At 70.1% G+C, this 18,532-nt stretch carries 9 protein-coding genes; 2 read left to right on the top strand and 7 right to left on the bottom strand.

The window, feature by feature from the left end:
- Positions 1-183: 183 nt before the first annotated feature.
- The gene (locus BJ982_RS33400; protein ID WP_184886704.1) at positions 184-603 is read right to left on the bottom strand and encodes a CoA-binding protein; all 420 of its coding nucleotides are present in this window, start codon (positions 601-603) and stop codon (positions 184-186) included.
- A 343-nt stretch (positions 604-946) separates the two neighbouring features.
- Between BJ982_RS33400 and BJ982_RS33395 the strand changes: the two genes are divergently transcribed.
- A complete protein-coding gene (locus BJ982_RS33395; RefSeq protein ID WP_184886701.1) occupies positions 947-2,953 on the top strand; it encodes an amino acid adenylation domain-containing protein in 2,007 nt (668 codons plus the stop codon).
- 82 nt (positions 2,954-3,035) lie between these two features.
- On the opposite strand, the gene BJ982_RS33390 is transcribed toward BJ982_RS33395, so the two are convergent.
- Positions 3,036-3,995 carry a protein NO VEIN domain-containing protein gene (locus tag BJ982_RS33390; protein WP_184886698.1) on the bottom strand — a complete coding sequence of 320 codons (960 nt, stop codon included), beginning with the start codon at positions 3,993-3,995 and terminating at the stop codon, positions 3,036-3,038.
- 184 nt (positions 3,996-4,179) lie between these two features.
- Entirely contained in the window at positions 4,180-6,054 is a 1,875-nt protein-coding gene (locus BJ982_RS33385) for a DUF2075 domain-containing protein (RefSeq protein WP_184886696.1), read from the bottom strand.
- A gap of 329 nt (positions 6,055-6,383) precedes the next feature.
- Between BJ982_RS33385 and BJ982_RS33380 the strand changes: the two genes are divergently transcribed.
- The gene (locus BJ982_RS33380) at positions 6,384-8,270 is read left to right on the top strand and encodes a DUF2075 domain-containing protein (protein ID WP_184886694.1); all 1,887 of its coding nucleotides are present in this window, start codon (positions 6,384-6,386) and stop codon (positions 8,268-8,270) included.
- Positions 8,271-8,397: 127 nt separating this feature from the next.
- On the opposite strand, the gene BJ982_RS33375 is transcribed toward BJ982_RS33380, so the two are convergent.
- Genes BJ982_RS33375 through BJ982_RS33360 form a run of 4 tightly spaced genes read right to left on the bottom strand, consistent with a single transcriptional unit; the run spans position 8,398 to position 18,516 of the window.
- Positions 8,398-10,536 (bottom strand): DEAD/DEAH box helicase, encoded by a 2,139-nt coding sequence (locus tag BJ982_RS33375; protein ID WP_184886692.1) that lies wholly within the window; start codon positions 10,534-10,536, stop codon positions 8,398-8,400.
- Complete coding sequence (gene brxD, locus BJ982_RS33370) at positions 10,533-11,858, bottom strand: BREX system ATP-binding protein BrxD (RefSeq protein ID WP_203958968.1); 1,326 nt, start codon at positions 11,856-11,858, stop codon at positions 10,533-10,535. Before brxD ends, BJ982_RS33375 begins: the two co-directional genes overlap by 4 nt.
- Before the next feature lie 5 nt (positions 11,859-11,863).
- Entirely contained in the window at positions 11,864-14,701 is a 2,838-nt protein-coding gene (gene pglZ / locus BJ982_RS33365) for a BREX-2 system phosphatase PglZ (RefSeq protein ID WP_184886688.1), read from the bottom strand.
- Positions 14,698-18,516, bottom strand: coding sequence for a DUF6079 family protein (locus BJ982_RS33360; RefSeq protein WP_184886687.1), 3,819 nt, complete (start codon positions 18,514-18,516; stop codon positions 14,698-14,700). Before BJ982_RS33360 ends, pglZ begins: the two co-directional genes overlap by 4 nt.
- Between the last annotated feature and the right edge of the window lie 16 nt (positions 18,517-18,532).

Genomic DNA, 18,532 nt, shown 5'->3' with positions numbered 1-18,532 from the left:
ATCGACAGGGCCTGACGGCAGGTGGTTTGTAGTGGTTGAGGTGTGTTGAACCCGCCCGTGCGGCGCCATTGTGGCTGAGCACCGCGATCCCACCCACAACCTCGCGTCGGCAAGCGACACGATACGGAGAACTCCGCGCCGTACGACACGGAGAGAACTCCGCGCCGTGCGGTAAGGACGTGGTCAGGCGCCTCGGCGCAGGGCCCATTCGACTCCCGGGCAGCGGTCCATGACGACGTCGAGTCCGGCGTCGAGGGCGCGCCGCGCGGCCGTCTCGTCGATCACGCCGAGGGGAAGCCAGACGGCCCCCGCGTCCGCCGCGATCGCCTCGTCCACCACCTGCCCGGCGAACTCCGTCCGCCGGTACACCCCGACGACGTCGATCTTCCCTGGCACCTCGGCCAGCGACGCGTACACCCGCTCGCCGAGCACGCTCGTCGCGGACGGATGAACAGGAATGATCTTCTTCCCTCGCGCCTGCAGCAACCGCGCCTGCTGGTAGGCCGTCCGCTCCGGGTCCTCACCCAACCCCACGAACGCCCACGTCTCCGACTCCCCGAGAAGCCGCTTGATCACTACCTCGTCCGCAAAACGATCGTCCACGCCTCGGTCAACACCGAGCAATCCGTACGCCTTCCCCGGGCGTGCCAAGGGTCAGGCCGGGCGGCGGGCTCAACGCGCCGCTGAAACCCCGCAGCCACGGCCACAGGCGCAGCCGGCCCCTTCGTGCTCGGACCGTGTTCGGGGCGGTGCGCGGCGGCGAGAAGCCGTTTCGGTCTAACGCCAAATCCCGATCTCGGCTGCGCCGGACGCGCCGCTGGGCGAAGATCTCATCCAACCGTCGGTGACGGCCACGGAAGTGATCGGAAGAGATCGGCCTGCAGGGAGGTCCCGATGATCGAAGACCACGCTCGCTTATCCACGGTCACGTTGGGATAGCGCCCGCATGCCCAACGTAACCCGCCTGTTCCAGGTCGTACTTCGCGACGGCGCGAGGCCGATCTCCCTCCGGCTCCGCCGCACCTTCGGCGAGTGGCTCGCCGCGAGAGGGCTGCCGTCCCCGGACGGCGGCATGCCGCTGCAGGAGTTCGAGGCGGACGGTCTGCGCGTCCGCATGGAGCGCAGCACATACTGCGGTCGCTACCGCGTCGAGGAGTCGCGCGGAGCGGGACTGCTGCGCACCCGGATCACCTACCACGAGCCCATCCCCGGGCTCGGCGGCTGGGTCGTCGTCACGGTCGAGGAGGACGGCCCGGCGGGCGGCGTCCGGGCGCCGGAGTTCCTCCCGGCGTACCTGCGCACCGCGCGCGTCAGCGACGGTGCCGTACACCTGACCGACGCGCCCGAGGTGATCGACGAGCACGACATCGCCCGGCTGGTCCACACCCTGGCCGAGCGCGACCGCCGCGTCCCGATCGTCGTCGTGTCCCCCGACCCGCACGACGCCTCCGCCGCCACCGCCAGAGCCGGCCACCTCGCCACCACCGCCGCGGGCGCCGCCGCGGTCGTCCGCCTCGCCGACCTGCGCGCCCAGGACCGCTTCAACCAGGACCTCGGCCGCGACCTGCGCGTGTACGGCGGCGGCATCCGCACCTACCTGGCGCCGTTGGACCCGGCGACGGAAAGATCCCCCCACCGCCACCGCGCGATCGGCGGCGGCATGCTCCACACCCAGGAACAGGACGCCCTCCGCATCGTCACGGAAGGCGCCATCGGTGAGACCACCCGACGCCCCCTCCCCGACGACGTCCTGCGCGCCTACCGAATCGTCTCCCGCATCCTCTCCGGCAAGTCCCAGCCCAAGGACATCCACGACGCCGTCACTCCACGGCAGCCCACCCCCGACGCCGAGAGAGAAGAACTACGCCGCCGCATGATGGCGCTGACCGTACGCCCCGCTCCCGCCTCACGCCCCGCCCGCGCATCTGTGGCGACGCCAGCGGTCGCGGAAGGGGCGGACGATGAGCCGGCCGCGCGTGCCGAGGTGGTGGCTCACGCGGAGCCGGACGTGAACCCTGCGCCTTCGGAGCCGGCTCCCCTCGGACAGCCGGCCGGTGCCGCGCAGGCCGAGCCCGCGTGGGAGGTTTCCGACCTCGCCCCCAGGGTCGCGAAGGTCGTCGCCGACGAGTTACGCGGAGAGTTGGAGGCCGCGCTCAACCTGGCGGCCTCGTCCCAGGGGAACGCGTCTGACGGAGCGCTGCTCCGTCAGATGCGAGTCCTCGGAGCGCACGTCGAGGGCCTGCGCGAGGCGGTCATCGACCGCCGGCACGGTGAACGGCCGCGTGAGAGGGACGAGTACGACGACCTGCGGGACGAGTACGAGATCCTGCAGGAGGAGTATGCCGAAGTCGTGGCCGACTCCCGGAAACTCCGCGCGCGTATCCGCTGGCTGGAGGGCAAACTGGCCGCCGCAGGCCAGCCCCACTACGGCCTGGCCCCCGATGAGCCCGGGTTCGAACCCACCAGCCTCATGGACGCGGTCACCATGGCCCGCGCCACTCTCACGCACGTCAGCATTGGTGACACGGACTCGGCCGCGACCAGACTCGACCTGGACTACCCGGTCCTCGCCCGGGCTTGGGCGGGCAAGGCATGGGACGCCCTGCGCGCCCTCAACGCCTACGCCAAAGCCAGTTCGAGCGGCGATTTCACCGGCGGAGGATTCCGCGAATGGTGCATGTGCAGCACCGATCACGCCATCCCCGCCGGCATGGTCGTCATGACCGAATCCCAGACCGTCCACACCAACGGCAAGTACAGCGCCAAACGCATGTTCCCCGTCCCCGCCGAGGTCCACCCTTCAGGCAAAATCCTGATGGAGGCCCACATCAAACTCCGCCAGGGCGGTACCCCAGCCCCCCGAATCCACTTCCACGACGACTCCGGCGGCCCCACCAAGAAAATCTGGATCGGCCACATAGGCCCCCACCTCCCCAACACCCTGACTAACTGACCTCGCCACTCCGGACGGTCGTCTGGCACTCTCCCGAATCCGGATGTCACGAGCGACTGGTCGGGGCCGTATGGTGCGGTAGTCATGAGGGGATGCGGTACTCGAAACGGGTGGGCCGTAGGTCTTCTTCAGCAGGTTCCCAGTTGGGTACCAAAGTGACATTGCCGCCGCTGGTGGTGAAGTCAGGGGGAGAGCCCTTGACGGTGATGTCGCTGACCACGAACAGGTCGACATCGGGGAACTCACGGGCGTGGCGGACTTCATTGGCCGTCAACTCCACGGACGTGGGGGCGCCCGTGGTGCCCTTGACCTCCACGTGCCGTTCGGCGCCGGGTTTGGTCAGGCGAAGGTCGTAGGGCTTGCCGATCTCCTCCACTGTCCAACCGGCCTGCTCGTAGTGCCGTATCGCCAGATCAACCGCGTGGCGCTCGATGGCCTGGCGCTTGCGCGGGTCGATCTGCCGTCCTGCGCCCGTACCGTGTATGGATCCGCGCGGTCGCTTGGGTTGTACTGGTGGTGGGACAAAGCGAGTTCGGCTCAACGGGATGACCGCAGCACCGGCGGAAGTGCGCCTGGGAGTGACGCCCATGAGTTTGAACAGCTGCTCGGGATCGAAGCGGACTGGCTTGCCGTTGCCGCGATCGACACCTGACCGGCGGATCGCGTCGCTTGCCGCTTCGGGCAATGGGCCGGTGGGGCCAAGGGGGACGTCGACCAGCGTGGCGAGCGGTTCGATGCCGAAGCGCGTCGGGTATTTGACGTGCTGGTCTTCTATCTCGTCGGGCCAGTGCGGAGCCGTGCCCTCATAGAGGTCTCCGACTGCTTGGCACACATACAGGTTGATCCTGTTGCGCAGCCAGATCTCGAGGCCCACCCGCGGAGGTGCGCCCGTTCCGAGGATGACGAAGTCCATCTTGGTGCCCGCATAGTTCTCAAGAGGGTTCGGAAATCCCCAGGTCCGAGTCTCGAGTCCGAAGGAAAGATTGTCCTGCCCTGCAGCAGTCTGGCTCACATGCACCATGAGGAAAGAAGATTCGGACATGTCGGTTACGGTAACCGACGCCTACGACGTTTACGCCGTTGCTGTGAGGTCGTCCGCCGCCAGGCAACGAAGTACCCGCTGTTTCACGCGGGGACGACACGCTATGGCGTCTCCCTGCCAGGTCGGGTGTTGGGCGAAAGAGGCCGAGTGGCGCAGGCTATAGCCCTTAGCTCGCCAGGCGAGGTCAGTCCTCCAAGGGGGGGACACCCAAATCGATCAGCAGTTGGTTGGTGTCGGGATCGACGGAGTGGAGGACGGTGCCTCGCATCCCGCGAGTTGACAGTACTCGGTAGGTGTTGCGGATGACCGTGTGAAAGTCATCGGCGTTGATCTGGTCCGGGTCCCTGTTATGACGGCGTTCGGTCCGCCACCCGTTCCGCCACATCAGGTCAGGGCCGAAGATGACTCCGGCGTAGTCGTATTCGAACCCCTGGGCGCTGTAGATGCAGCCTATCTGGCCGAAGCCGGCCGGGTCGGTGGCCCATAAGGGAGATGGCGGCACACCGTTGACGTAGTCTTCGGCCTTCGAGTTCCACGGCCGCCGCCAATCTCCGATGACCACGTCGCACGGCAGACCCCCGTCGGTGTTCGGCTTGTTCCACGGCCAGCAGAAGCCTGCCGCTATCCGGGCCTTGTGATTCTCTGCCACCCGTGCCTTGAGGTAGTTCTCCATCGCCAGCGGGGTACGAGCGACGTACAGCGTGAAGTTCTTCAGTGGTTGCCACATGGGCCGCCCCGTGTTGGGGGCGAGCATGAGCAAACGCTCCACCCAGTGGATGTACTCCGGTGAGCCGGCACAACGGAACTGGTGACTCAGGTTGATTTCGCGGATTCCGCACCCCAGATGTCTGGCCCTGTTACGGATGAGCTCAAGAGATCCGACTTCGCCGCGGCGCACGACTTGGTGCTCGTCGAGCAAGAACACCGGCACGCGGGCGGCGTGGATCAGCTCGTCGATCTGCGGCGGGGGCTCGCGCGGATCCCTCTCATCCATACGGTCACGCGAGGTTCTGCGGATGCGGTGTGCCTCGTCCGCGATGATCACATCGACATCGTTGGGGGTGGCGTCGGAGAAGGCGTTGAAGTAGGTGAAGACTCCTCGCTGCCTGCCGGGCAGGCCCGCATACTTCCACAGGGTCCGAGTGAAGGATCGGCTGCCGGTCGCATGGAGGGCGTGCACCTTCTGACGGGTCAGTGTGCCGAGCAGTTCTACGGCGATCACACTCTTGCCGGTGCCAGGACCACCGACAATGACAACGATCTCCTTACGCACGCCCTGCTTGCTCGCGGCCACCAGGTGGCGGACGTAGTCATAGGCCTCCCGCTGCTCATCCAGCAGCGGGAATACCGTACGTTCGCGCACGCACCGGGCGACGTGCGTCATGAGGCCTTCGGCGGGCTTGACCGGCGCCTGCAGCAGGAGTTCGGCCTGCTCCGTGGCATGTCTGCCCGACAGTTGCCGGCGAAGCACCTCCTTGAACTCCTGGCGCTGATCTCCCGCGCCATACATCGCCACCCACCGCTGCACCACCTCCTCCAAGCACTGCACTTTGGGCCTGACGGCGTCGACCATAGGTGCGGGGGCATTGTGCAGGTTAACGATGCCGCACAGTCTCCCGTCGCGGAGCATAGGGACGTAGCCGTGCAGCACCTGCAGGTAGCCCCATACCTGGTTGGCCGGATGTAGTTGCGGCATCCCGTCCCTGCTCAGCCGCACCATTCCGGCATCTGGCCGAATCCAGGACCACTGCTTGTTCTCCACCACCACGACCGATATGAGGTCCGATTGCGGGAAGGTGCCGACGAGAACCATGTCCATACGCACGTCGGTGATCGGAGCCTTCAACTCCAGGAGCACCTGTACGTCCTCGAGGCCGGCCTCAACAAGCAGGGCGACCACGCTTGGAATGCTGTTGGTCCAGGAGCGGACTTCTCGCTCGGACGGCTCCTGCCAGAAGACGTCTCGGAAGCGTTGCTTCAGTTCGTCACTGAAGCCTTCGCGGGTGAGCGCGGTGGCAAGCTCGCCGGTACTGCCCTGGTAAAGGCACCGCAACGCCACGAGCGCGCTCCCCAAGACGGCGCCGGCCAAGAGGTCGGCAGCGTGGCCACGGACGAAGGCGGGTTAAATGGTACAGGTAGTACCTTAGCGGCGTACACCCACAATCTGATATCTAGGCAGCCCCGAGACGCGGCCCGACCGTGCTCGCGCGCGTCATTGTCGGCCCGTGGCCCAGCTCCGATGGCTCTGCAGATTGGGTCGGATTTGACGGTTGATCGCTGTAGCCTGCCTGACACATAAGTGATGCGGCCCGACGGGCTTCCGCTGATCCACTGATCACGGACATGCCCCCATACCGCACGAGATTTCGTGCTGCGTGGGGGTAGTTCGTGACGGCGTTTCGGCATTCTGCCGAGGGTTTGGTCAAGCTCGCGTCGGAGTCGCTCGCGGAACGGCGGTTGAGTGAGCGTCTTGCCGAGCATCTGCGGATGACCATGGGAATCACGCCCTCGCAGGCCGAGCGCCGGTCGTGGGACAGCAGCCTTCCCGTGCTCGCGAACGATTTGGTCGACGCCGGGCTGGGCGCGGTCGAAATGATGGTCGAGTACCAGCTTCCCCTGACCAGCCAGCGAGCCGACGTGGTGCTCGCCGGCGTCGACCGCCGCACGGGCGAAGACGCCTATGTCGTCGTGGAGTTGAAGCAGTGGAGCCAGGCCGATCTCTACGAGGATGATCACAAACTGGTCCTCGTCGGGGGTATGTCCCGGCCCCAGCTGCACCCTTTGCTTCAGGTTCAGGGATACTGCGAGTACATCGCCGACTTCGCCGCCGTTCTGGGAGGCGACCAGCAGGCGGTCCGAGGTGTCGCCTACCTCCACAACGCCGCCGACCTTGATGTCCGTGACTTGTATGACCTCGTCCAGGACGATCACAGCCGGATGTTCACCAAGACCCGGCGGGGGGCGTTCCTCGAGTACCTCCGGGACCGGTTCGCTCCGCGGCCCGGCGCGGAGGCCGCCGACCGGCTGCTCACCACCGCTGTGCGTCCCTCCAAGCAGCTACTGAAGCTCGCCGCCGCGGAGATCAAGGACCGCGAGCAGTTCAAGCTGCTCGCGGAACAGCGCCTCGCGTACGAGCTCGTCATGCATCACGTGGAGCAGGCCCGTCGGTCGAACTCCAAGGAAGTCGTCATCGTGTCGGGCGGGCCCGGCAGCGGAAAGAGCGTCATCGCGTTGGCGCTGCTGGGCGAGCTGACGCGCCAGGGACGGGCGGCCTTCCACGCCACGGGGTCCAGGTCGTTCACGCAGACCATGCGCCGCTATGTCGGCAAGGGGTCGAAACGTGTGCAGTCCCTCTTCAAGTACTTCAACGACTTCGCGAAGACGGAGCCGAACGAATTCGAAGTGCTGATCTGTGACGAAGCACACCGGATCCGCGAGAACTCCTCGAACCGCTTCACGCGACGCAGCGACCGCACCGGCCGCCCCCAGGTGAATGAGCTGATCGCGGCCGCCCGCGTTCCGGTCTTTCTGCTGGACGAGCACCAGGTCGTACGTCCCGGAGAGCTCGGCACGGTCGCGGACATCAGGAAGCACGCCGAGTCCCTCGGGCTGCGGGTTCACGAGGTGTCGCTCGACGCGCAGTTCCGATGCGGAGGCAGCCGGACGTACGAGAACTGGGTGCTGGGGCTTCTGGGACTTGGCGGACGTACTCCGGAGGAATGGACGGGCGACGACCACTTCGAGGTCACTCTGGCCGACTCACCGCACGACTTGGAGGCGCTGCTGCGGACCAAGCGCGACGGTGACTACTCCGCTCGCATGACCGCCGGCTACTGCTGGAAGTGGAGCGAACCCAAGGATGGGGCGCTGGTCCCTGACGTGCGGATCGGCGAATGGGAACGTCCGTGGAACGTCAAGGGCGACCGAGCCGTCGGTGACGCCCCAGCGAGCGAGCTGTGGGCGACCGAGCCCGGCGGGTTCGGCCAGGTGGGCTGCGTCTTCACCGCCCAGGGCTTCGAGTACGACTGGAACGGTGTCATCATCGGCCCGGACCTCGTCGCCCGCGACGGCAAGCTGATCACGGTCCGCTCCGCGAGCAAGGACCCTGCGCTCACGAGGAAGGTCAGTGACGCGGAGGCGGACCGGCTGATCCGCAACAGTTACAAGGTGTTGCTCACCCGCGGCATGGTCGGCACCGCTATATACGCCGTGGACCCGGAGACCAAGCGGTACTTCGACACCATGATCCAACAGCCGCAGACACTCGGGGAGTGACTGCGCGGGCGTGCCCGCCCGTTCGATCGCGGACATCGGCCCGGGAGCCCACGCCGTCTCCGTCCTGCTGGATCGGAACATGCTGAACCTTTCTGGTTCCTGCAGGATCGATGCGGCTCCGCTCAAATCACAACATGCTGAACCGTGCTGGTTCCCGCAGGACGGACGCCGCTCCGTTCAGGTCGGCGAGGCGGGCGGCCAGGGTGGCGGTGGCGAGACGGTGGGGGAGAGCGACGCTGAACTTCAGGCCGTTCAGCGCCTTCTCGTCCACGTCGGGCAGGCAGAGCCGTTCCGGGGCGTCCCCGGTGGCGGCCTTCCACATGTCCGGGGTGAGTTCCTCCCGGAGTCGTATGAAGGCGTCCTCCACCCGTTGCCCCGGGTCGGCGACTCCGGCCAGCGTGGCGGCCAGGGTCGCGTTGGCCCGGAAGCCTGCCCACGTCCACCAGCGGACGTCCCCGCCGGGTGAGCGGGTGATGACCGTACCGCCCGGATGCACCGACTCGACGGCCTCCTCGCGCAGGACGGCGAGGCGCTCGGTGGCACGCCGGGTGAGCTGGACGGGAGGGTCGGCGCCGAGGAGCACCGAGCGCATCGCCCGGACCATGGCGAACGACAGGCCGCCGATCCCGACGCCGTTCCAGCGGGCCCTGCCGTGGCCGTCCGACGGTTCGACGAAGCAGCGCCGCCGCCGCCAGTCGATGTAGGTGACCCGCCAGGTGCGGCCGCCTAGGAGGAGCAGACGCGGCCCCTCGATCTCCTCGGTCAGCAGGGCCGGGTCGGTGCGCCCGATCTCGGTGCGTCCCGCCAGTACGGTGAACTCCGGTGCGGCGGTGAAGACGGCGGTGAGGTTCATGAAGTGCCGGTGGCCGAACCTGCGCTCGGCCTCGGGCCCGATGAACAGCATCCCGCCGTCCCGGTCGAGGTATCCGGCGTCGATCAGGTGGCTCACGATGGGCGCGGCGGTGGCTCCGAACGGGCCGAGCCCGTTCCACCACTCCTGCCAGAGCCGGTCGCCGACCCGGTGCTCCTGCAGGCACAGCGCGAGCACCTGCTGGGCGGCGATGTGCCGGGGTTCGGGCGGCGGGGTGACCGGCTCGACCCAGTGCCGGCCCCACAGCAGCAGCAGGCCCGCCGCGTGCAGCAGCGCCTCCTCGTTCAGTGCCAGGAACAGGCAGTTGCGCAGCGTCCCGGGCCGTCGTCCGGTACGGCCGAGGCGCTGGAGGAACGAGGCGACCGTCATGGGCGCGTTGAGCTGGATCACCCGGTCGAGGTCCCCGACGTCGATGCCGAGTTCGAGGGTGGAGGTGGAGACGATCACGCAGTCGCGGGCCTCGGCGAACGCCTGTTCCGAGCGGCGGCGCTCGTCGGCAGACAGCGACGCGTGGGACAGGAACGTGGTCACTCCCCGGGCGCGCAGGGCGTGCCCGAGTTCCTCCACGAGTTGTTTGGAGTCGCAGAACACCAGCCGCTTCTCGCTGCGATGCAGGGAGGAGATGACGGTGGCCGCGTTGGACACCGTGCCGACGTAGTCGAGCCGGATGTCGCCAGGTGGGGGAGCCTGAGGTGCGTCCCTGACGGAGGGGCCGAGAGGCGTCACGGACGGGGCGTTCCCGTTCAGGTCGGGGGCGACGACCTGCGCGGGGCGCGTGCCGGCCCCCGAGCCCTGCAACCAGCGCAGCAGCTCGCCGGGATTGCCGACCGTCGCCGAGAGTCCCACGCGTTGCAGCGGCCGTCCCGTGACGCGGGTCAGCCGTTCGAGCACCGCCAGCAGGTGCCAGCCGCGGTCGTCGCCGGCGAAGGCGTGCACCTCGTCCACCACGATGGCCCGGAGCCCGGCGAAGAACTCCCGGTGGTCGACGTTGACGCTGACCAGCATGGATTCGAGCGATTCCGGCGTGGTCAGCAGGATGTCCGGTCGCTCGCGCAGGATCTTCCTACGGGTGCCCGTGGGCACGTCGCCGTGCCACAGGGCGACCCGCCTGCCGAGCCACGCCGCGTACCCCTCCAGCCGGGGCAGCAGGTTGTTGAGCAGCGCCTTGATGGGGCAGACGTACACCAGGGACGTGCCGTGCCAGTTCGACGCGGCCATGCGCGACAGCAGAGGGAAGACGGCGGCCTCGGTCTTCCCCGCCGCGGTGGGGGCGAGGAGCAGCGCGTCCGAACCGCCGGCGAGCGGCTCCACCGCCGCGCTCTGCAGGGGACGCAGGGACGGCCAGCCCAGCGTGTTGACGATGTGGTGCTCCACGACGGGGTGCAGGCCGGTCACGGCAGGTCCAGCTCCACCTCGTCCGGGGAGGTCGATCCGCCCGCCGCGGCGTTGCGCTCGAACTCGTTCAGTTCCCCGCCCGCGATGGTCAGGGCGTAGTGCATGCGGGGGTCGAAGTCGGGGAACTGGTCCACCCGGTCCAGCACGTCGCCGACCAGCTTCTTCAGGAAGACCCTGGGTGCCACCCCCGCCTTGCCGCCGAGCGAGCCGGTGACCGCCCGCGCCAGGTCGGCCACGTAGGCGTCGTCCACCGCGGTCAGCACGCGCGACGGGTCGGCCGCGCCGGAGGCGTACAGGTCGCGTACCCGGCCGCCGAGTTCGAGCAGCGCCTCGGGCGAGAACCCGGGGAGGCGGATCTGCGCGGCGCGCGGGTTGTCGAACCGCGGGTCGGTCGTGAAGTCGGTGGCCAGCCGCGAGGCCAGCGGAGGAAGCCGTTGCAGCCCCTGGTGTCCCTCGAAGAACGCGGGTGTCCCGGTGATGAGCACGTACAGGCCGGGGAAGCGGCCCGAGTCGATCTCGTCGACGAGCTGGCGCAGCGCGTTGAGCGCCTTGTCGCGCACGTCCGAGCGGACCCGCTGCAGCGTCTCGACCTCGTCCAGCACCAGTAACAACCCCGGATGGCCCGAGTCCCGCAAGACGGTGAGCAGCCCTTGCAGGAAGCCGAGCGCCCCGAAGTGGTCGAGGTCGCCGCGCACGCCCGCCGCCCGCTTGGCGGACGCGGCCACGTGCGGCTGCCCGCCGAGCCAGGCCAGCACGCCTTCCGCCGTCGCCATGTCCCCGGCCGCGACCGCCGTACGGTAGCCGCGCAGGGCGGCGGCGAACGTCGGAGCGGCCCGGCTCACCTCGGCCAGACGCCGCTCCAGCAGGTCGCCGACCGCCGCCTCCAGCGCCTCGGCGTCGTCCTCGGACACCCCGGAGGCGAGCGAGTCCTCCTCAAGGGTGAACATCCAGCCGTCCACGATGGCACGCAGCGCGCTCGGCGGGAACTCGGCCGTGCTCAGGTTGTCGCACAGCCGCCGGTACACCGTCTCCAGCCGGTGCAGCGGCGTCTCGGTCTCAGAGATCTGCACCTCGGCCACGGCGAGCCGGGACTGCTTCGCCTGTTCGCCCAGCCAGCGGGCGAAGAACGTCTTCCCCGACCCGTACTCGCCGCGCACGGCCTTGAACACCGACCCGCCGTCGGCGGCGGTGGCCAGTTCGGCGGACAGGGCGGCGGAGAAGCGGTCCAGGCCGACGGCGAGCAGGTCGAGACCGGCCACGGGGACCGTTCCCCGGCGCAGCGCGTCGATGACCTCCCTGCGGCGGCGTTCGCTCACGTTCATGACCGTCATGGTGCCCGTACTCCGAACTGTTCGGCGAGCACTCCCGCCGACAGCAGCACGGTGACCCCGTCCGGATCGTAGGTCACCGGGTCGTAGCCGTCGACGCTGAGCAGGCGCCGGATCGCCGTGAGCACCGACCGCATGCGCGCGGCGGGCACCCCGGCCACCGCGGAGAGGGCGGATTCGTGCAGCCGCCCGCCGTTGCGCAGCAGCGCACCGAGTACGGCGACCACGCGCGCGTCGTCGGGGGCCGCACGCCCGGCCCGCTCGCGCTGGGCCGCGTACTGGGCGCTGGCGACCAGCGCGTCGAGGAAGACGGAGACCTTGTCCGCCGCTCCACCGGTACCGGCGGGCGAGGATCCCCCGTCTGCGCGCGCCGTCGCCAGAGCCTCGCCCGGCGTCGTGCCGCCTGACCCGGGTGCGCTCTCGACGGCGGGGGCCATCTCGAAGATGGCGTCCTGGCCCGGTATGGGACGTGCCTTGACGCGCGACTGCGCCGCCCGGGGGGCCGCCGCGACGGGCGGAGCCGCCGGGGAAGCGGAGGGCGCGGACGGCACGGCCAGCGGCGCGTGCCACCAGACCGGTTCCTGCGCCGGGGCCTGCACCCAGCCCGCCACCTGCTCCACCGGAGCCGGACTGAACACCGCGAACGGCACGGCGACCTCCGCCGCCGCCAGCCCGCCGTGGTATCCGGCCCGCCTGCCGGTGTAACGGATGTCCTCCCTCCAGGGGAGGACCACTGAGCCGCCCCCGAGCAGCACGCGGCGACCGCGCACCGGCACCTCGCCCTCCCCGGCCGGAAGCCCCGCAGGCCGCCAGCGGGCGGACGCGGCGCCCGTCCCCGAGATCATGGTGCCACCCCGCTCGACCACGTGGCCGTGGTCGGCGGTCAGGACGAGAAGCCGCCCGGCGGTCGCGGCCACGTTCACCAGCGCGGACAGGTACTGGATCTGCCCCGGAGTCCAGGCCATGCCTCCGGGGTTCATCTTGTCCAGCGCGTCGTCGATGGTGTTCAGCACCACCCCGACCACGCGGACGTCGCTCGCGATCGCGTTCTTGACCTCGGCGGCGAGCTGGGAGCCGCCCGGCCCCGGCAGGTCGCCCTTGTGGAACAACCGCGCCCTGGGGTCGCCCGCGGCCGAGGGGAAGCCCGCGCGCTCGTCGTCCTGGCCGCCGGTACGGGCCACGCCCGTCAGCAGGCTCGTCCGGCACGCCTCGGTGACGGTGGGCAGCACGGGCAGCAGCACCTGCCGGTGCCCGAGATCGGCGTCCACCAGCTCGTGCCACCGCTGCTGCCCCCACTGGGTCAGCTCGGCCGCGATCTCGGCCAGGTTCCCGGCGGTCATCCCGTCCAGGACCACCAGCAGGACCCGGCCGAGCGGCCGTACCAAGGTCGCCATGGCCGCCTCGATCGGCACCAGCCGTCCGGGGTGCTCGTCGGCCGCCACGGCCTGCGCGAACCGGGCGGCGAGCGACCGGTCGTCCGGTCGCCTGCGGGTGTCGACGGCCTCCAGCAGCCGCTGGTAGGCGGCTCCCACCGCGTCGTCGGTGTCCCCGGTCCACACGTCCGCGTACGCCCATTCGACGTAGGCCCCGTCCTGCACCTGCCGGTAGAGCGCGCCGGCCAGCGTATCCGGCGCGGGACCGGGCGGGGTGGCGAGCCAGCGGAGCAGCCGCAGCGCCATCCGGGCCGTCGGCGTGCGGGGCTGCTGGGCGGCCAGCTCGTGTGCGACGAGCTGGGTGTGCGCCTCCTCGACCCGTGCGAGGGCGGCGGGCGACGGGACGCTCAGGGCGCCCCACCCGTGTCCGGTCGGCGAGGACAAGGCGTCGCTCACGGCCTGCGCGAAGCTCCGCAGGCGCGTGTCGTACGCGCCGGGCAGCAGCGGGGAGAGCGCGATCAGCGCCTCGGCGTTGAACTCCCTGAGCAGCGCCTCGGCGCGTTCCAGCAGGCTGTCGGGCCGGTCGAGCTGGGTCACCAACGCCTCGGCGGCACGGGCCCAGCTCCTCGCCTCCTCGGCGGGCAGGTCGGCCCCGCCGAGCCGGGCGCGCAGCAGCCCGCGCGCCTCCGCCGCCCGCACGCCCGCATCCGGATGCGCGAGCAGGCCGGCGACCAGGCCGAGCGGCACGGCGTCCCCCCCGTAGCCGCTCTGCACGGCCCGCAGGGTCCACGTGCCCGTGGTGCCCGTCGCCTCTCCGAGCCAGCGGCCGAAGCCCTTACGGGTGTCGGCGTCCAGCTCGGTGAAGCGGTTCATGGCCACCGGGTCGAGAGTCCAGCGCAGCAGGCTGACGGCGTCGGGGTGCCCCGAAGTCAGGTACGGCTCGCCGTCAGGCCCGCTGCCCAGCAGCACCTCGCCGAGCCGGCCGAGAGCAAAGTCGCGCGTGAGCGCCCCTCCCGGAGCGGCGGGCCAGCCGTTCTCGGCGGGCTGCCAGGCGGCCAGCGCGGACGCCGCCCAGCCTTCCTCCAGAAGCAGCGGGTCGAGCGTCTTGGCGTCGAACGACTGCTTCAGCAGCTCCCACGGCTTGATCGCGATGAGGTGGCCACCGGCCAGGTGTGCCCGTAGCCCGATGCCCAGGTCACGGTCGCCGACGTCGGTGAGCACCACAAGGTAGTCGCCGTCGCGGGCCGCGTGCTCCACCACGGCCTCACGGACGGCCAGCGCGGACGGGCAGGCGCGCACGTGGACGGTGACCTCGTCGTGCGTGAAGCAGGGTTCGCCGTTCCACTCGGGCCGCGCGTGGATGCCCACCACCCGCCGGTCCCGGTCGCCCCGGTGGACCTTACGCATGATGGTGCGCACCACGGGCAGGGTGGCCGCCGCCAGCGGCGCCCGGGTACCCGTCACGAGTGGGCTTTCCACGTGATCGTGATCTCCATCTCGGGGTGCTGCTTGGCGAACTCCGAGAGCTCGACGAGGACGTCCATGAGCACCTGCTCGGCTTTGCTCGCTTGGAAGACGTGCTCCTTGCCCGCCGGAACCGGGTCGCTCCCGGAGCCGGAACCCCCGCCCGTGCCGCCTTCGACGCTGCCGGAGCCACCGGAACCCGTGCCGGTGCCCGTGGTCCCGGCGGGGTCCGTGCTCCCGCCTCCGCCCGTGCCGCCAGTAGTCCCCGAGGTGTCCCCACCGCCGGTGGCGCCACCCGAGGAACCACCGTCCGGTACCCGGCTCGCCAGGAACCGGGCCGCCTCGGCGCCGGCTTCCCGGAGCGCCACGGCCAGCGGCCGTTCGACCGTCTCGAACTCGTTGCGCCGGGCCGTCTCCCGCAACCGCTCGATGATGGACGCGGCCTGGGCGTCGCCTGTCATGGCCGCCACAGGCCGCAGAAGGTCCCATTGGGCCCGGCGCAGCGTCTCGGCGGTCTGCTGGGCGGACTTGAGCGACCTGGCGAGCACCTCTTCCTTCACCGGCATGGCCGTCGCCGCGAGCACCTCGACCAGCTCGGTGTCGCCGGTCTCCGCGACCAGCAGCTTGACCAGGTCGAGCGCCTCGGCGGCGGTGGACAGTCGAGGCCAGGCGGGGTCGACGCTCAGCACGCTCTTGTGCTCGGCGAGCCGGTCGTGCAGGGCCTGGGCCGGGTCGCGGAGCGCGCGGGCCTGCGCCCGGACCAGACCGGCCAGCTTGCCCACGTTGGCGGCCGACCTGAGCGGCGTGACCGTCACCCCGAAGATCTTGGCCGCGCGGTCCTGGGCGGTACGGAAGGCCGCCTCGTCCGGGAGCTTCGGCAGCCGTAGCTCGTAGTCGGGCGTGATCTGCTCCAGCGGCGGCCGGGGGGTGCGGGAGCCGTGCCGGTACCAGACCCGGTCCTGGATGAGCGCGAACGCAGCGATCACCAGACCCCGGGTGCCGGCGTCCAGGCCGCGTGGCTGCGGCAGGTCCATCCAGGCAAGCAGCTTGGCGACCGGGATCACGTCGCCCAGCCCCTCCTGGGCGGCGAGCTGGGTGAAGTGCCTGCGCCACCAGAACGTGTCCCCGGTGAACAGGAACGCGTTCTCCAGCGCCTCGCCGACCCCGAGCGGGTTGGCGACCTTGCGCAGCACGTCGCGGTCCTTGGCCTGGACGGGCACGCGGCCGGACTGCTCGGCCGCTGCCTGCTCCAGGTACTCCAGCACCTTCGCCGTGTCGGCCTTGCGGACCTCCGAGGCGAACCGCGGATGCTCCGGATACTGCGCCGACAGCATCTGGTCGATCAGGTGCTCCATGCAGTCGGCCAGCCGCTGGCCCACCGGGGCGCCCAGGTTGAGGCCGTGGTCGAGCGTGCCGAAGAAGGACGAGTGCCCGCGCGAGGCGTCGATGTCCGCCTCCAGGCGGCTCGCGGCCCCGTAAGCCTGCTGGATCACCCCCAGCAGCTTCTCCTCCAGCGTCCGCTTGCGGTTCTCCAGCAGCGCCTTGGCCGTCGCCCGGTCCTGCACCGACAGGTGGTTGGCGTTGGACTCGAACCGGTCGGGCGAGGCGAGGACGTACCGCAGCCGCACCAGCTCGCCGAGGTCGGTCTCCCGGGCGGCGGTGAAGAACGCGGGAACCCAGCACACCGTACGGCTGCGCTCGCCCGACCGCTCCAGGTCCTCGATGCGCGCGAGGTCGTCGCTGGGCCCGTGGCCCGCGGTGTCGAACGGGAAGTCGATGACCAGCTTCCACCGGTCGCCTTCGGCCATCAGCGAGGCGTCCGGCAGCTCGTGCGGGTCGCGGACGTTGCCGAACAGCACGTCCACGGTCCGCTTACTGCCCCGCCAGGTCACCGTGTGCGGGAGGCCGCCGCCGATCGTGTCGAGTTCCTTCAGCGGCAGGCCGAGCGACCTGAACACCAGCTCGCGCAGCAGCCGCCGCCGTTCGCCCGTGTTGTCCTGGGACATGACCCGGTCGAGGACGCTCTCGTAGTCGACCCCGGCGAGCTGGACCGTGATGAGCGGGTTGGCGTGGTCGCCGCTCAGGTGGATTTCGCTGACCCCCGACGCGGCCAGCTCACGGAACAGGCCGAGGACGCGTTCGGCCTCCCGGCCCCTGATCGGGCTGGCGATCGTGCCGTGGTTGAGCGCGGCCAGCTTGCCCGCCGTCAGGTTGGCCAGCGCCGGGACCTTCGGCGCGAGCGCGGCCAGCAGCGCCGTCTTGACCAGCCGGTCGTCGGTGACGAACGGGTGGGTACGGGGTAAGCCGAGCTGCGCGCCCTCGGCGAGCTTGTGCCGGTCGAGCAGCCGGGGCAGCAGCTTCTCGGCGTACAGCGTGCGTGCGTTGGCGAAGTGCTGCTTCATGTCGTCGGTGAGCGGCACCACGCCCGCGTCCATCAGCACGTCGAACACGTCGCCGACCGGGACGATGTCGTCGACGGTCAGCTCGGCCCTGCCGCGCCGCAGAAGCTCAGCCATGGTCCGCAGCGCCGTGCGCTCGCGCTGCAGCAGGCCGGACAGGGCGACCATCGTGGAGACCAGGGCGGGGGAGAAGGGGTAGGTCTGGCGGAAGCTTGCCGCGTCGGCCGACTCGTCCAGGCCCTCCAGCAGAACGTTCCAGATCTTCGGCTCACGGGTCACCTTCGTGAACGCGGCCGACAGCTCGCCTTCCTGGCCGGGTAAGGCCCGCAGCAGCCGGCGGCCGACGATGACCGGCAGGTTGCGGTCCTCCAGGGTGACCTTGTTGAACCGGTCCTCCCACCAGCGGAACGTCTCGCCGATCGCGTACTTCTCCGCGCCCGGCACGTTGTCACCGAGGAAGTCGCGCAGGTCGCGCTGCCGGGCCACGAACGACACCAGCGGCACCGCGCGGTGCGCGTCCGACGCCTCCACCAGCTTGGCGACCCGCGCGCCCTGGTCGCCGACGAACGCCGGGTCGGAGCTGCGTGAGGCCAGCCAGAGCACCAGCTCGTCCAGGAACAGCACCACGCAGTCGTAGCCGAGCTGCCGGGCGTGCGTGCTGACCACGGCGAGGCCCTGGTCCAGGTTGAGGTACCCGGCGTTGCCGGTGTAGCCCTGGAAGTGGACGCGGATCAGGTCGGAGACCAGCCGCATCCGCTCCGGGGCGCTGGCCGGGGCGTTGCGGGCCGCCGCGTACGACTCGGCGTTCCAGCTCGGGGCGAGCTTGCCCCAGCCGCCGGGCTGCGGGGTGCTCTGACCGGGGGAGGGGCGCAGGCTGGCGAAGAACGCCTCGTCGCCGAACCTGGTCCGCAGGTTGTCGGCGTCGCTGAGCAGCCCGTCGGTGCGGTGGACCTCGGGGATCGGCGCGTCCGGGTGCAGGCGGCGGATCTGGTCGACGTACCCGCCGAGCACCGCCTGCTCGATCGACTGCGCGCCGATCAGGTGGTACGTCAGGCACAGCACCTTGCGGCCGGCCAGCCAGCGGTCGTGCTTCTCCAGCACCCACTCCAGGCCGTCGAGCGCGCGGGCGTCCGGGTCGTGGCGCAGGATGGCGTGCAGTACGGCCATGAAGTGGCTCTTGCCGGAGCCGAACGACCCGTGCAGGAAGGCGGCGTCGCTGCGGCCCTTCTCCAGTGCGCCCTTGACGTAGGAGAGCGCCTCGTCGAAGCAGGCGGCGAGCTGCGGGGTGACCACGTAGCTGGCGAGGGTGGCCCTGACCTGAGAGACGCCGTCGCTGAGCTTGAGCACGAAGTCGTTCGCGCTCAGCTCCTCCGGGATCTCGATGACGTCCCTGAGCATCTTCTTCGTCATGGTCATGCCCTCTTCGTACGCC

This window comes from Sphaerisporangium siamense (genome assembly GCF_014205275.1).
GTDB lineage: Bacteria > Actinomycetota > Actinomycetes > Streptosporangiales > Streptosporangiaceae > Sphaerisporangium > Sphaerisporangium siamense.
This window is presented reverse-complemented; position numbering and strand designations above follow the sequence as displayed.

Excerpts from the sequence above, each read along its gene's own strand:
- BJ982_RS33395 (WP_184886701.1), top strand. The coding sequence starts at position 947 with ATGCCCAACGTAACCCGCCTGTTCCAGGTCGTACTTCGCGACGGCGCG.
- BJ982_RS33390 (WP_184886698.1), bottom strand. The coding sequence starts at position 3,995 with ATGTCCGAATCTTCTTTCCTCATGGTGCATGTGAGCCAGACTGCTGCA.
- brxD (WP_203958968.1), bottom strand. The coding sequence starts at position 11,858 with ATGAACGTGAGCGAACGCCGCCGCAGGGAGGTCATCGACGCGCTGCGC.
- BJ982_RS33360 (WP_184886687.1), bottom strand. The coding sequence starts at position 18,516 with ATGACCATGACGAAGAAGATGCTCAGGGACGTCATCGAGATCCCGGAG.